This is a genomic window from Streptomyces sp. NPDC052114, assembly GCF_040680155.1.
GTDB lineage: Bacteria > Actinomycetota > Actinomycetes > Streptomycetales > Streptomycetaceae > Streptomyces.
The window spans coordinates 471,911-486,495 of record NZ_JBFAWC010000006.1 but is presented as its reverse complement, the minus strand read 5'-3'; the positions used below and the strand labels follow the sequence as shown (position 1 = coordinate 486,495).

Below are 14,585 nucleotides of genomic sequence, written 5' to 3'. Positions count from 1 at the left end.
GGCCGCCGGCGCTACGCTCACCGCACTCTAAAGATCACGCTCTCTCGAACCACGCCGCAGAACGGGAGCGAGCCCGCGCACAACAGCGCGGAGCCACGGAGGGGCGGCACCTGTATTCGGTATGCCCTCCGGAGGAATTCCCATGAAGATCGGTCTCGGTCTCCCCGTCGACGATCCCGCCCTGCTGCTGACCTGGGCCCGGCGCGCCGACGCCGGCCCCTTCACCACGCTCGGTCTGCTCGACCGGCTCGTCTACGACAACCCCGAACCGCTCGTCGCCCTCGCGGCGCTGGCCGGTGCCACCTCCCGCATCCGCCTCCAGACCGAGGTGCTGATCGCGCCCGTGCACGGCACGGCGCTGCTCGCCAAGCAGGCCGCGACGCTCGACCGCATGTCGGGCGGCCGGTTCACGCTCGGCATCGGCGTCGGCGGCCGCGAGGACGACTGCCTGGCCGCCGGCATCGACCTCCACCGCCGGGGCCGCCGCCTCGACGAACAGCTGCCCCTGCTGCGCCGGACCTGGCGGGGCGAGTCGTACGGCGCAGGCGTCGGGCCCATCGGTCCCGCGCCCACGACGCCCGGCGGCCCGGAGGTGCTGTTCGGCGGCTTCGCCCCGGCGGCGCTCGAACGGGTCGGCCGGTTCGGCGACGGCTTCCTCGGCGCCGCGCTGCCCGCCCCGCTCATGGACGGACTGTTCCGCGACGTCGAGGCGGCCTGGGAGAAGCACGACCGCCCCGGCAGGCCGCGCCTGGTCGCCCAGGTGAACACGGCCCTCGGCCCGCCGGCCACCGTCGAGCGGGCCCGCCGCAACCTCCTGGACTACTACGCGTTCAGCGGTCGCGCCGACCACATGGCGGACGGTCTCCTCACCACGCCCGACACGCTCCGCCGTGCGGTCCACGACTTCATCGGCATCGGCGCCGACGAGGTCATGCTCTACTGCTGGTCCTCGGACGTCGACCAGATCGACCGCCTCGCCGACGCACTGTTCTGAGCGGTCCGGCGAACGGGCCCCGCCCTCACGCCGCGTCGGTCAGTCCGCTCACCCGCAGCGTGATGTTCAGCCGCCCGGTCAGCCCCAGACCGGGCGGCGCGGTGCCGGGGAGCACGCGCGGCACCCCGTGGTAGGCGAGGCGGGACGGCCCGCCGAAGACGACCAGGTCGCCGCTGCGCAGCTCGACGTCCGTGTACGGCTTCGCGCGCGTGCTCGTGTTGCCGAAGCGGAAGACGCACGTGTCGCCGAGGCTCAGCGACACCACCGGGGCGTCGGACTTCTCGTCGCTGTCGCGGTGCATGCCCATGCGCGCGTCGGAATCGTAGAAATTGACGAGCGCGATGTCGTACACCTCCTCGCCCCCGTGACCGGCCGCCTCGGCCGCCGCGCGCCCCAGGTCGGCGAGCCACGACGGCATCGGCTTCACCGGGGCACCGTCGCCGTCGACCGCGCTGCGCGCGTACCCGTACGGATACCAGTGCCAGCCGAGGCCGAACTGCCGGGCCGTCATGGTCCCGCCGCCCGGCGTCCTGACCAGGCGCAGCCCGGCGGGCGGCCTGGCCCACGCGCGGCACGCGTCCAGCAGCCGCCGCTGCGCCCGGGGCGGGAGCCAGTCCGGAAGGTGCACGGCCCCCGGCCCCAGGGTGGTGCGGGTCCGGGGGAAGAGCTCGTCAGCCGTCGGCATGCGCGTCCTCACGGGTCCCCTGCCAGTAGGTGACCTCGGCGTCGGACTCCTCGTACTCGGTGGCGCGGGGCAGCGCGACCGTCACCCACGGCCCCGCGGCGGCGCGTCCCCGGGCGTCGGCGGCGAAGGACAGGGAGACGCGCCGCACGGTGACGAAGTCGTCGGGCTCCCAGGCGGTGAGGATCCCCGCGTAGGCGGACCGGCCGGGGGCGAGCGTCACCGGTGCGTCCGGCCTGGTGGCGGTCACCGGAGTGGTGACCGTCCGCGAGCTCCCGAACCTCAGCCGGGGTGCCCCGAGGGCGACGCAGGGCTCCTTGCCCGTGTTGGTGACCGTCAGCATGAGGTCTCCTTCCGGGTCCTCGCCGACGCTCGCCCGCGTGCCGGCGGTCGTGCAGGGGGCGAAGTCGCCCGTGGGAGCAGGCGCGGGGGTGCCGGACGGGGAGGGAGCGGGGGAGCCGCCCGGGGACCCGGTCGGTGACGGCGAAGGGCGCGGCTCGCCCTTCGCCGTGGCGTCGCCGCCGCTCCCCGAGCAGCCCGTCGTGGTCAGCACTGCCGCGAGAGCCAGCCCCACGGCACCCCGCACCGCCCGCCGCACATGCCCCGTACGCATCGCGCCCCCCTGCCGCACCGTCGTCACGCACAGCGCGTGATCCTTCTCCTCACACCGTGCCACAGGGGTCCGACAACGGCCTCAGTACGGCCACGCCCACGCGGCGACCTCGGGCAGGTCCGTGCCGTGTTCGCGGATCCAGGCGTGGTGACGGGTCCGGGCGTCGGCCATCGCCTGCCGGACGGCCGTGGCGCGCACGGCGAGGCCCGGGACGCGGTCGATGACGTCCATGACGAGCCGGTACCGGTCCAGGTCGTTGCGGACGACCATGTCGAACGGCGTGGTCGTCGTGCCCGCCTCCTTGTAGCCGCGCACGTGGAGATGGGGGTGGCCGGTGCGGCGGTACGCGAGACGGTGGATCAGCCACGGATAGCCGTGATAGGCGAAGATCACCGGCTGGTCGCGGGTGAACAGCGCGTCATACTCGAAGTCGGCCATGCCGTGCGGGTGTTCCTCGCGCGGCAGCAGCCGGGCGATGTCCACGACGTTGACCACCCGGACGGCGAGTTCTGGCAGGTGGTCGCGCAACAGGCCCGCCGCGGCGAGGACTTCCTGGGTCGGCACGTCGCCCGCGCAGGCCAGGACCACGTCGGGGTCGCGGGTGCCGTCGTCCGTCCCGGCCCACTCCCAGATGCCCGCCCCGCGCGCGCAGTGGGCACGGGCCTCGTCCAGACCGAGCCAGTCGAAGCAGGGCTGCTTGCCCGCGACGACGACGTTGACGTAGTCACGGCTGTGCAGGACGTGCTCGGCCACGGACAGCAGCGTGTTGGCGTCCGGCGGCAGATAGACGCGTACGACGTCGGGGCTCTTGTTGAGCACGTGGTCCACGAAGCCGGGATCCTGGTGCGAGAAGCCGTTGTGGTCCTGGCGCCACACGTGCGAGGTCAGCAGGTAGTTGAGCGACGGCACAGGTGCGCGCCAGGGCAGTGCGCGCGCGGTCCGCAGCCACTTGATGTGCTGGTTGACCATCGAGTCGACGATGTGGACGAACGCCTCGTAGCAGGAGAACAGGCCGTGCCTGCCGGTGAGGGTGTAGCCCTCCAGCCAGCCCTGGCAGAGGTGTTCGGAGAGGACCTCCATGACGCGCCCGCCGGGGGAAAGGTGCTCGTCCGATTCGAGGGTGCGGTCCTGCCAGGCCTTCCCGGTGGCGCCGAAGAGCGCGGCGAGCCGGTTCGACTCGGTCTCGTCCGGCCCCATGACACGGAAGTCGCGCCTGCGGGCCGTGTCGGCCATGACCTGGGCGAGCAGCCCGCCGGCCACCCTGGTCGGCTCGTGCAGGGTCGTGCCCGGCTTGTCGACGGTGACGGCGAACCGCTCCAGCTGCGGCACGGGCAGCGGGCGCGTGAGCAGCCCGCCGTTGGCGTACGGACTCGCACCCAGCCGGTGCGCTCCCTCGGGGACGCAGGAGAGCACCTGCGCGGTGGGCCGGCCGTGCGCGTCGAACAGCTCGTGGGGGCGGTAGGAGCGCAGCCAGTTCTCCAGCTGCGCCAGATGGTCGGGGTTCTCGCGCACTCCGGCGAGCGGCACCTGGTGTGCGCGCCACGTGCCCTCGACCGGCAGACCGTCCACGACCGCGGGGCCGGTCCATCCCTTGGGCGTGCGCAGCACGATCAAGGGCCAGCGGGGGCGGACGTGTGTGCCGCCGCGCCGCGCGGACTGCCGGACGGCGGCGATGCGGTCGAGGGCGTGGTCCAGCGCGCGTGCCATCGCCTGGTGCACCTTGCGCGGATCGTCGCCGCTCACGTACAGCGGCTCGTGGCCGAACCCCGTGAGCAGCGCGTCGAGTTCGTCCTCGGGCAGCCGGGCGAGCACCGTCGGGTTGGCGATCTTGTAGCCGTTGAGGTGGAGGATCGGCAGGACCGCGCCGTCGTGCACGGGGTCGAGGAACTTGTTGGCGTGCCAGGAACCGGCCAGCGGGCCGGTCTCGGCCTCGCCGTCACCCACCACACAGGCGACCAGGAGGTCGGGACGGTCGAAGGCGGCGCCGTAGGCGTGCGCGAGGGAGTAGCCGAGCTCGCCGCCCTCGTGGATCGAGCCCGGTGTCTCCGGGGCGACGTGGCTGGGCACTCCGCCCGGGAAGGAGAACTGCCGGAACAGCTTCGCCATGCCCTCCGCGTCACGGGTGACATCGGGGTAGATCTCGCTGTACGAGCCCTCCAGCCAGGAGTTGGCGAGCACGGCGGGCCCGCCGTGCCCCGGGCCCCACACGCAGAGGGCCTCCTGTCCGCGTTCCTTGACGACGCGGTCGAGGTGGGTGTGGACGAGGTTGAGGCCGGGCGAGGTGCCCCAGTGGCCGAGCAGGCGCGGCTTGATGTGCTCGGGCCGCAGCGGCTCGGTCAGCAACGGGTTGTCCATCAGGTAGATCTGGCCGACGGCCAGATAGTTGGCGGCGCGCCAGTGGGCGTCGAGTGCCGCCAGGTGATCCTTCGCCAGGGGTGCCATGGAGGTCTCCTCCGTCTCCTCGCAAGGGTCGGGGCGTACGACAGGGTGCCGCGCGGGTTCCACGGGCGCGGCACGTCAGTCGTGAGGTGGCCGTGCGTCAGTCGTACGGTCGGTCGTGCGGTCGGACGTGCGGTTCCCGCGGCCGTGGGGCCCATGGCGGACGCGGGGTCGTCCGTGCGGGGCGAGCGCCACCGGGCAGGCATGTGCGGCCGGCCGCCACGTACAGGACCCGCGGCGCGGGCCCCGGGCAGTCTCTGTCGACGCTGCCATCGCACGCGTACGTACGGGAGTGCCGAACAGGCCCTTGGAGAGGGCCACTTGGCCCCTGCCCGTGAGGGGCTCTTGGCCCGATCCTGTCCATGGCACACGCGTTGACCACGACCGGACGGCAGGCTGGGGGAGGCTCGCGCGGGGCGGTGTCCGCCAGGAGCACCGGAGGGGAGTCTTCCTGTCCGCCACCGCCCGTCCCGAGCCGCCGTCCGCCCCGCCCGCCCGTCAGCGATCCACCGTCAGGAGGCCGTCATGCCGGACCAGCGCGAACCGTCGGCCGACGACCCCATCCGGGTCTTCCTCCTCGACGACCACGAAGTCGTCCGCCGGGGACTGCGCGACCTGCTGGACGCCGAGCCCGACATCGTGGTGTCCGGGGAGGCCGCGACCGGCGAGGAGGCGCTGATCCGCGGGCCCGCGCTCCGTCCGGACGTGGCCGTCCTGGACGTACGGCTGCCGGACGGCGACGGCATCACGGTCTGCCGTGAACTGCGCTCGCGCGTCCCCGAGGTGGCCTGTCTGATGCTGACGTCGTTCGACGACGACGACGCCCTGCTCGACGCGATCATGGCGGGGGCGGCCGGCTATGTACTGAAGCAGATCAAGGGATCGGACCTCGTCTCGGCCGTCCGCACGGTCGCCGCCGGACGGTCGATGCTCGATCCCGCGACGACGGCGAGACTGATGTCCACGCTGCGCGGACCGGAGGTGCCCGAGGACGGCGGCCCCGGGGAGCGACGGCTCGCCGCGCTGTCCGCGCGCGAGCACGAGATCCTCGCCCTCATCGGCGAGGGCCGCACCAACCGGCAGATCGGCCGCACCCTCTATCTCTCCGAGAAGACCGTCAAGAACGCCATCTCCCGGCTGCTCGCCAAGCTCGGCGTGGAGCGCCGGATCCAGGCCGCCGTGATGGCCGCGCAGTTCACCCCGCCGGGAAAGGACCCCCACTGAGTGGCGGCAGCCGATCCCCTCACCCCGCGCCGCCCGGAAGAAGGGCCCCTTCCCGACACTCCCGCGATGGGAAGGGGCCCTCAGCGGCCCGAAGGACCCGAAAGCTCCGAGAAGCCCTGAGAGCCCGACAGCCCCGACAGCCCCGACAGCCCCGACAGCCCCGACGAGAGCACACCTCAGGAGACGCACCTCAGGAGACGCACCTCAGGAAGCGCCCCTCAGGAAAGCGGCACCTTCCACTCCAGAAGCGTGCCGCCCTCCTCCCGTGTCCGTACGAGGAGTTCGCCGCCCAGGCGCTCGGCCCGCTCCGCGAGGTTCCGCAGCCCGCTGCGCCGCCCTTCGTCGATGCCGATGCCGATCCCGTCGTCCGCCACGGACACCGTCAGCCGGCCCTTCCGGACGACCAGGGCGACCTCCACCGACGACGCACGCGCGTGCCGCCCCACGTTCGCCAGGCCCTCGCCGAGGACGGCCACCACGTCGTCGGCGACGGCGGCCGGCACATCGACGTCGATCAGCCCCTCCATGCGCAGGGCGGGCGTGAAGCCGAGCACCGGCACCGCGTCCTCCACGGACCGCACCGCCCGCACCCGCAGGCCGGGCCCGGCGGGCATCGCCTCGTGGGCGCGCAGGCCGAAGATGGTCGACCGAATGATCTTGATGGTGCTGTCGAGGTCGTCGACGGCCCGGCCCAGCCGCTCGGCGGCCTGCGGGTGCGTGACGAACCGCTGGGCGCTCTGCAGCGTCATGCCCGTCGCGAACAGCCGCTGTATCGCCAGGTCGTGCAGGTCACGGGCGATGCGGTCGCGGTCCTCCAGCACGGTCATCTGCTCGGCGTCCCGTCGGCGGTCCGCGAGTTCGAGCGCGACCGCCGCCTGCGCGGCGAAGCCGGGCAACGGCGCCGTCTCCACCGCGCTGAACGGCACCCGGCCCTCCTTGCGCGCCAGGAGCAGCACGCCGCGCAGCCCGCCGCTGGTGCCCAAGGGCACGGCGACGGCGGGCCCGAGGCCCGCCCAGCGCTCGGGCACGTACGTCACCCGCGGGTCCTTGCGCACGTCCGCCGTGGACACCAGCCTCCCCGCGCGCAGGGCCGCCCCCACGAACGTGCCGTCCCTGGGCAGCACGACCCCCTGGTGCTTCTCGGCGCCCTGCCCCTGGGCCAGCGCCCCGCGCAGCTCCTTGCCGCCCTCGGCGAGGAGGTCCACCACGCCGAGGTCGGCGGAGGTGATCTCGCGGGCCCGCGCCACCATCACGTCCAGGACCTGCGATTCGGGGACCCCCGACAGCAGACCACTGGTGACCTCGGCACTCGCCGCCAGCCAGCGCTCGCGCAACCGGACCTCTTCGAAGAGCCTGGCGTTCTCGACGGCGACCCCGGCGGCCACGGCGAGGGTCGACAGCACCGACTCGTCCTCGGAGTCGAAGGTGCCCCCGCCCCGCTTCTCCGTCATGTACAGGTTCCCGAAGACCTCGTCGCGCACCCTGATCGGCACCCCGAGGAAGGAGTGCATCGGAGGGTGGTGGGCGGGGAACCCGGACGAGGCCGGGTGGGTGGACAGGTCCGCGAGGCGCAGCGGCTCCGGGTGCCGGATCAGCTCGCCCAGCAGACCGTGCCCTGAGGGCAGGTCGCCGATCCGCGCCCGGAGTTCGTCGCTGATGCCGACCGGCAGGAACTCGTCGAGGCGCTGCCCCTGCCCGATCACCCCGAGCGCGCCGTACTCGGCGTCGACGAGCACCACCGCGGCCTCGACGATGCGCCGCAGTACCTGGGGGAGGTCCAGTTCCCGGCCCACCGAGAGCACGGCTTCGAGCAGCCCGTGCAGCCGGTCCCTGGTGCCGCGGACCGCGGCGATGCGCACCTGGAGCTCGTCGAGCAGTTCGTCGAGGCGCAGCTTGGGCAGTTGCCCCGCGCTCCCGGTTCCGTCCTCGCTCATGCAGAACCTCCGCCCGGAGAGCCGACCGCGGCGTTCCCGTGCGCTCCACGGTAGCCGCGCGGCGCGGCGCCCGGACCGGCCTTCGCGCAGGCGGGCTCAGCGGCCGACCTTCACCGCCCGCAGCACCACGAACTTCGGGTCGGCGGCGACGACCTGGGAGTTGCCGAAGAGCTTGCGGAGCTTCACGTGGTAGCCGAGGTGGCGGTTGCCGACGACCCACAGCTCGCCGCCGGGGCGCAGGGCCGATCTGGCGCCGGAGAACATCCGCCACGCGGTCGCGCCGGTGGTGGCCTGGTGGCTGTGGAAGGGCGGGTTGTTCAGGACGAGGTCCACCGTCCCCGGCGGCACGGCCGCGAGCGCGTCACCGGCCACGAAGTGCGCCTTGGCGCCGTCGGCGGCGTTGGCGCGGAAGGTGGCCTCGGCGGAGGCGACGGCCTGGAACGACTCGTCGATGAAGGTGACCGTGGCGTCGGGGTCGGCGACGGAGGCGGCGGTGCCGAGCACGCCGTTGCCGCAGCCCAGGTCGACGACGTGGGCGCCGTCGCGGGCGCGCGGCAGGTGTTTGAGGAAGAAGCGGGTGCCGATGTCGAGGCGGTCGGCGCAGAAGATGCCCGCGTGGTTGACGACGGTCAGGCCCGCACCGGCCCCGGAGTCGGCGGGCAGGACGTAACTGCCGGGCCAGGGGCTCGGTCCGGCCGCGCGCGCCGGGTCCGGGGTGCAGTGGACGAGCCGTGCCTTCTGCCGGGCCAGCGAGGTCCTGGTCGGGCCGATGATCCGCTCGAAGAGCTCCAGCGTGGAGGTGTGGATCTCGGTGACCATGCCGGTGCCGACGACGACCGTGCCCTCGTGCAGGGCGGGCGCGACGCGGTGGAGCTGGTCCTCCAGGAGCGCGAGGCTCTTAGGTACGCGGATCAGCAGGACGTCGACGCGCGCGGGCGGAGCGTCCCGGGTCGTCAGGAGCCGTGCCGCGTCCGGCGCGTGGCCCGCGCGCGCGAGGTTGGCCCGGGTCGCCTGCTGCCCGAGGAAGGAGTCGGTGATCTGCACCGGCACGCGCGCGTGCCCGGCGAGCGAGGTGGTCAGCGCGCCCCACCGGTCGCCGACGACGGCCACGGTGCCGGAGAGGTCGACGGCGTCCGCCTCTTCCTCCCCCGCCAGGTGCCGCAGCAGATAGGCGTCGGCCGCCGACCAGGCGCGCAGCTGGTCGCGGGGGTCCTCCGGGAAGCGGGTGAGGTCGTACGCACCCCATGACGTGCTCAAACGGTTCATCGTGCCCTCAGGCTAACGGAGAGCGGGCGGGGCGCGGGGCTCAGCCCACGAGCCGCACCGCGGCCGTCAGGAGCGCCGCGAGCACGACGCCCGTCACAAGCACGTGGGCGCCGGCCGGCAGCCCGCGCGCGGGCCCCTCGGCGGTGTGCGCCGCCGTGTCGTCGAGCCGCTGCGCGCGGGCGAGCCACACTCGCGGCGGATCGTTCGGGACGACGACCCGCCAGGGCTGTTCCGGGTCGTACTCGACGACGGCCCTGTTCCTGTGCAGCAGTCCCTGTACGTCCAGGGGGTGGCGCACCACGACGCGGTAGGCGGGGGCGTCCTCGGGCACGACGGTGAGGTCGAAGGCGAAGACGCTGCTCTGTGCCCGGCCGTCCGCGACGGCGGCCCCGCTCCGCTTGTGCACGGCGCGCACCGAGTGGACGACGGCGGGCGCGTGGGCGCGCGGCCCGCCGGAGCGCAGGCCGGACGCCGTGCCGGGGCCGTGCCCGGTGTCGGCGAAATCGCCCAGGACGGCGAGGACGAGGGCGGTGCCGGTGAGGCCGACGAACAGGACCCACGTGGTGCCGCCGAGGATGCCCTGCGCCAGCGTGGCGAGCGCGGCGGCCACGACCACCGCGCCCAGGAGGACGGGCGGCGCGAGGAACCGGCGGACGAGCCGGCGCGGCGGACGTGTCGAGGTGGTCATGAGAGGCGAAGCAGTCTCTTCCGGGGAACGGCGACCCGGGTGCGGTCGGGGTCGCCGGGGCGGGCCGCGTCGTACACGGCGAGGACGGGGCGGTCCAGGGCGATGCGCTCGACCACGGCCGGCACCCGGTGCCGTACGCCCCTGATGTCCTGGAAGGCGACGACGACTTCGCCGCGGGAGCGGCCGACCGCCCGCCATCCCTCCAGGGTGGCCTCGGCGGTGGCGTACCGCCGGGAGATCCTGCGCAGCACGGCGGTGCGGCGGACGCTGACCGCGGCGCCCCAGCACGCGGCGAGGAATCCGGCGCCCGCCACGGCCCACAGGACGATCAGCCAGTCCGCCACGGACAGGCCCTGGATCGGCACGACCAGATGGAAGTCGGTGACGGTGCCCTGGCCGACGCGGCCCGCGGCGACGGCGTCGTACCAGCCGACGGCGGCGGCCACGGCGCTGAGCATGACCACCGCGCCGGCCGTCGCGCGCTGGAGGTAGCGCGCGCACAGGAAGCCGAGCAGCACCGTGGAGGGGATGCCGACGAACGGCGCCAGGCCCGCGAACTGTTCGGTGCCGCAGCCGTCGTCGCCGTAGCAGCTCCACCGCACCGTCGACGCGTCGTAGGTGCTGGTGTGCCACACCAGCCAGACCTGCCAGGCCATCAGGGCGCAGGCGAGCCCACGCAGGGTCTGTGCGTGGACCCGGTGCGTCATCTGCCGGCCTCGGCCGGCTCGAACCAGGTGGGTCCGTCCGCGAGCGCCTGCTTGATCCGGGACTTCGAGAACTCGTGCAGATCGGGCAGGGCGTCCACGGCGAACCAGGCGACCTCCAGCGACTCGTCGTCGTTGACGCGCGCCTCGCCGCCGACGGCGCGGCACCGCAGGGTGACGTCCATGTACTGGCACGTATCACCGTTGGGGTACGTGACCGGTTCGAGCGCCTGCACCAGGACCACGCGTTCGACGACGCAGCGCACCGCCGTCTCCTCGTACACCTCGCGCACCGCGCACTCGGCGGGCTGCTCCCCCGGGTCCGGGATTCCCCCGATCACCGACCACCTGCCGTTGTCGGAGCGGCGCCCGAGGAGCACCCTGCTCTCGTCGTCGAAGACGACGGCGGTGACTCCCGGGAGCCAGAGCAGCTGCTGGCCGGCGTCGGCCCGGATCGCGCGGATGAAATCAGGAGTAGCCATGACCCGACCCTAACGGTGCCGGGTCATCGCCCTTGTCCAGGTGGGGTGTTACTGCCCGGCCGTCCGCCGCGCCCGCGTGGCCGACGTCACGGCCCAGCCGAGTCCGCCGGCGGCGATCAGCACCAGGATGCCCTCGGGCAGGACGCCGAGGCGGGTGGCGGGCGTCCGTGACGAGCGCAGCGGCACCTCCTCGACGAGCGAGTCGGCGGTGAACCACGTGGTCTTCGCGACCACCTCGCCGTCCGGCATGATCACGGCACTGACCCCGCTGGTGACCGGGACGGCGACGGCGCGGCTGTGCTCGACGGCGCGGATCCGGGACATCGCGAGCTGCTGGTACGTCATCTCGCTGCGGTCGAAGGTGGCGTTGTTGCTGGGCACCGAGAGGATCTGCGCGCCGTTGGTGACGGTGTCGCGCACCGCCCAGTCGAAGGCGGCCTCGTAGCAGGTCGCGATGCCCACCTTGGTGCCCGCCATGGTGAAGACGCCGGGCTCGCTGCCGCGGCTGAAGTCCTGGCGGACCTTCTCGATGTCGCTGCTGAGCATCCCGATGAAGCCCCGCAACGGGATGTACTCGCCGAACGGCTGGATCTGCCGCTTGTCGTAGGTGTCCGTGGGTCCCTTCTTCGGGTCCCAGAGGATCTGCTCGTTGTAGAGCTTGCCGTTCCTCTTCTCGACGACGCCACCGACCGAGACGGGTACGCCGATGGCCTTGACCGCCTCCTCGATCTCCTGGCGGGCGTCGGGGTTGGTGAACGGGTCGATGTCGGAGGAGTTCTCCGGCCACAGGACCAGGTCGGGCCGCTCGACCTTGCCGGCCTTCACCTCGGCGGCCAGGCGCTTGGTCTCGCGCACGTGGTGGTCGAGGACGGCGCGGCGCTGCGCGTTGAAGCCGAGTCCCGCGCGCGGGACGTTGCCCTGGATCGCGGCGACCGTCGTGGTGCCGTCCTCCGCCGCGTCGCTGACGAGCGGGCGCGCCGCGAAGGCGGCGGTCAGGGGTGCGACGACGGCGAGCACCGCGACGGCCGCGGCCCCCCGGCGCACCGTCCCCGTCACCCGGGCGGCGCGGATCTGCCGGACGGCCTCGTAGAGCCCGAAGCCGCACAGCACGACCGCGAAGCCGAGCACAGGGGTGCCGCCGAGCGCGGCGAGCGGCAGGAACACGCCGTCCGCCTGGCCGAAGGCGACCTTGCCCCAGGGGAATCCGTTGAACGGCACGCGCGCGCGTGCCGCCTCGCCCGCGACCCACAGGGCCGCCGCCCACAGGGGGAATCCGGGCAGTCTCGAGACGGCCGCGATGCCCGCGCCCACCAGCGCGACGAAGAGCGCCTCGACGGCGGCCAGCGCCAGCCAGGGGCCGGGGCCGACCTCGACGCCGGTCCACACGAGGAGCGGCAGCAGGAAACCGAGGCCGAACAGGTAGCCGAGGCCGAGCCCGGCCTTCCAGGTGCGGCCGTGCAGACACCAGGCGAGTCCCGCGAACGCGGGCAGCGCGAGCCACCAGAGGGTGCGGGGCGGGAAGCTGACGTAGAGCAGCACTCCGAAGAGGGCCGCCGCGGCGGCGGGCACGAGCCGGCGCAGCACGCGCGTGGCCCGGGAGGCCTGCGCGGGCTGCGGATCGAGCTGTTCCGGCTCGTCCACGGGAGTGGTGGTGGCGGTCACTCGGGGAGTGTACGGCGCGTCTTCAGGCCACCGACAGCGTGGTCGGCCGGGCGCCCGGGGCCCGGCGCGAGGGCCTGCGCCGTATCGTTCCTGCACAACGGGTCCCCCAGCACGGTGCCAGCGGTTAGCGTGTGCCCGAGTCCCCGACGCACGACCGGTTCCACCACAAGGAACCGGCCGGTGCCGTCCGGGGCCCGTCATGTATCGGGGGGCGACGGGTGGGGTCAACGGGTACGGCCGCGGCGGCCGGTCCGGCGGGAGCGCACGAGCGACGCAGTGCGGCCGACGCGACCGGCGGCGCACTCCTTGGCGCGTGCGCCCTGTGGGCACTGATCACCGCCGCGGTGCACGGCGGACACCCCGAGGGCGCTCTCCTCGCGGTCCTCGCCCTGGCCGCCGGCTACGCGGGCGGACGGATCTGCGGGGCGCTGCTCCCGGTCGCCGCCCCGTGCACCGGCGCCCTCGCGGGGCTCGGCCTCGCCGCGGCGGCACCACGTCTGGCGCCCGGACCCGCCTCCGCGCTGGGCCACACCGGCGCCACGGCGGCGCTGCTGATCCTGGCGACGGGCGCGGCCTGCTGCGCGGCCTGGGCGGCCCGGACCCCGGCGGCCCGTCTCGCCCTGCGCCTGCTCGCCGCGGGGATCGCGGCGGCCGCCGCGGCGCTCGGGTCGGCGGCGGGCTTCGCGGGGTGCGCCCTGGTGCTGCTCTGCTCCCTCGCGGTGGCCCGGATGCGCGGCAGGGTGCCGGGCCTCGCGGGGCTCGCGGCCACGGCCGTGCTGGTGACCGGGGTGTCCCTGGCGATCGCCGACGACGCCCTGCCGGACGGTCTGACGGCGCCCCTGGAGGGCCAGCTGGGCCGGCAGCGCGTACTGCTGTGGCGGGACGCGCTGGGCCTCGCCGGGCAGGAGCCCGCGCTGGGCGTGGGCCCGGGGCGGTTCGCGGAGGTCAGCCCGGTGGTCGCCGCGGACTTCCTGTCGGACGGCAAGCCCCACTCGGCGCCGTTGCAGCAGGTCTCGGAGCAGGGCCTCGTGGGGGCGGTGCTGCTGGCCGCGGTGTTCTGCTGGCTGCTGTTCGCGCTCTGGCGCTCGCCGCGCTCCACTCAGGTCGTCCTGTCGGCGGGCGCGGCCCTGACGGCGCTGACGGCCGTGGCGGCGGTGGGCAACGCGCTCAGCGTGACGACGGTGACGACGGGGGTGGGAATCCTGGCGGGGATCGCGACGGCCCGGCCGCTCGGCGACGGTCCGCCGGGGGGTGGGGTACGGCACGGGCAGTGGTGAGGCCGGACGTGCGCCGCACACACCGTGACGGCATCCGGGGCCGAGACCCGTCGGCCCGTGCCCGTGCCCGTCAGACCGTGTTGCCCGAAAGGCCCAGCCGGTGCCGGATCGCGCGGACCGCCGACTCGGCGTCGTCCACCGTCACCGTGAAGACGTGGCCGTCGCCCAGGCGCAGCACCAGGCCCTCGCCGCGCCGGACCACGACGGCGGTGCCCTTCTCGGGCCGCCAGCGATAGCCCCAGCCGCCCCACTGACGGGGAGTGACGGCGGGCGCGAAGTCCGCGCCGACAACGTGGGAGAGCGGAATGTGGCGGCGCGGCAGCCCCAGATGGCCGCAGCGCACCTCCAGGGAGTCCTTGTCGACCTTCACGGCCACATGGACGAAGGCGAGCGTCCCGAAGAGCATCAGGAGGCCGACGGCGATGCACCCCACGACCGACATGGCCAGGGGCGCGATGCCCGAGGTCCACATGGAGTCCACCGCGAGCTCGATGCCGAGCGCCATGCAGGCGGCACCGGCGCACGCCAGCAGCCACTGCACGCGGTTGGTCGCGCGGCCGGTCCAGACGTCGGGCACGCCGTCGTTCGCGGCCCGCTCCTCGGGGGCTTGGTCCGTCATG

The 14,585-nt window shown here is 74.0% G+C and carries 13 protein-coding genes; 3 read left to right on the top strand and 10 right to left on the bottom strand.

Translation table 11 applies throughout. The features are described 5' to 3' along the window. Window positions 1-142 precede the first annotated feature (142 nt). On the top strand, window positions 143-994 hold the full coding sequence (locus AB0L89_RS16650) for an LLM class flavin-dependent oxidoreductase (RefSeq protein ID WP_365140971.1): 852 nt from the start codon (window positions 143-145) through the stop codon (window positions 992-994). Window positions 995-1,019: 25 nt separating this feature from the next. On the opposite strand, the gene AB0L89_RS16645 is transcribed toward AB0L89_RS16650, so the two are convergent. The 3 genes from AB0L89_RS16645 to AB0L89_RS16635 form a co-directional block, all read right to left on the bottom strand. Next, window positions 1,020-1,679: an alpha-ketoglutarate-dependent dioxygenase AlkB gene (locus tag AB0L89_RS16645; RefSeq protein ID WP_365140968.1), complete on the bottom strand. Its 660-nt coding sequence runs from the start codon at window positions 1,677-1,679 to the stop codon at window positions 1,020-1,022. Then, a complete protein-coding gene (locus tag AB0L89_RS16640) occupies window positions 1,666-2,289 on the bottom strand; it encodes a DUF4232 domain-containing protein (RefSeq protein ID WP_365140965.1) in 624 nt (207 codons plus the stop codon). Before AB0L89_RS16640 ends, AB0L89_RS16645 begins: the two co-directional genes overlap by 14 nt. An 81-nt stretch (window positions 2,290-2,370) precedes the next feature. Further along, the gene (locus AB0L89_RS16635; protein WP_365140962.1) at window positions 2,371-4,794 is read right to left on the bottom strand and encodes a phosphoketolase family protein; all 2,424 of its coding nucleotides are present in this window, start codon (window positions 4,792-4,794) and stop codon (window positions 2,371-2,373) included. 459 nt (window positions 4,795-5,253) lie between these two features. Here AB0L89_RS16635 and AB0L89_RS16630 point away from each other — a divergent pair, with 459 nt between their 5' ends. Further along, on the top strand, window positions 5,254-5,952 hold the full coding sequence (locus AB0L89_RS16630; RefSeq protein WP_365140959.1) for a response regulator transcription factor: 699 nt from the start codon (window positions 5,254-5,256) through the stop codon (window positions 5,950-5,952). Window positions 5,953-6,170: 218 nt separating this feature from the next. Here AB0L89_RS16630 and AB0L89_RS16625 read toward each other — a convergent pair whose 3' ends face one another. From AB0L89_RS16625 to lnt, 6 genes are all read right to left on the bottom strand, one after another. Next, entirely contained in the window at window positions 6,171-7,886 is a 1,716-nt protein-coding gene (locus tag AB0L89_RS16625; RefSeq protein ID WP_365140956.1) for a GAF domain-containing protein, read from the bottom strand. Window positions 7,887-7,982: 96 nt separating this feature from the next. After that, the gene (locus tag AB0L89_RS16620; RefSeq protein ID WP_365140954.1) at window positions 7,983-9,152 is read right to left on the bottom strand and encodes a methyltransferase; all 1,170 of its coding nucleotides are present in this window, start codon (window positions 9,150-9,152) and stop codon (window positions 7,983-7,985) included. Between the two features lie 40 nt (window positions 9,153-9,192). After that, window positions 9,193-9,840 (bottom strand): hypothetical protein, encoded by a 648-nt coding sequence (locus AB0L89_RS16615; RefSeq protein ID WP_365140951.1) that lies wholly within the window; start codon window positions 9,838-9,840, stop codon window positions 9,193-9,195. Continuing rightward, window positions 9,837-10,547 (bottom strand): hypothetical protein, encoded by a 711-nt coding sequence (locus AB0L89_RS16610; protein WP_365140948.1) that lies wholly within the window; start codon window positions 10,545-10,547, stop codon window positions 9,837-9,839. The genes AB0L89_RS16615 and AB0L89_RS16610 overlap by 4 nt, the downstream gene beginning before the upstream one ends. Beyond that, window positions 10,544-11,026 (bottom strand): NUDIX domain-containing protein, encoded by a 483-nt coding sequence (locus AB0L89_RS16605; protein ID WP_365140945.1) that lies wholly within the window; start codon window positions 11,024-11,026, stop codon window positions 10,544-10,546. The genes AB0L89_RS16610 and AB0L89_RS16605 overlap by 4 nt, the downstream gene beginning before the upstream one ends. A 48-nt stretch (window positions 11,027-11,074) precedes the next feature. Next, a complete protein-coding gene (gene lnt, locus AB0L89_RS16600; protein ID WP_365140942.1) occupies window positions 11,075-12,688 on the bottom strand; it encodes an apolipoprotein N-acyltransferase in 1,614 nt (537 codons plus the stop codon). A 218-nt stretch (window positions 12,689-12,906) separates the two neighbouring features. Between lnt and AB0L89_RS16595 the strand changes: the two genes are divergently transcribed. Then, the gene (locus AB0L89_RS16595; RefSeq protein ID WP_365140939.1) at window positions 12,907-13,965 is read left to right on the top strand and encodes an O-antigen ligase family protein; all 1,059 of its coding nucleotides are present in this window, start codon (window positions 12,907-12,909) and stop codon (window positions 13,963-13,965) included. A 70-nt stretch (window positions 13,966-14,035) separates the two neighbouring features. Here the strand turns inward: AB0L89_RS16595 and AB0L89_RS16590 are convergent, their stop codons facing one another. After that, window positions 14,036-14,584 (bottom strand): hypothetical protein, encoded by a 549-nt coding sequence (locus tag AB0L89_RS16590; protein ID WP_365140937.1) that lies wholly within the window; start codon window positions 14,582-14,584, stop codon window positions 14,036-14,038. Between the last annotated feature and the right edge of the window lies 1 nt (window position 14,585).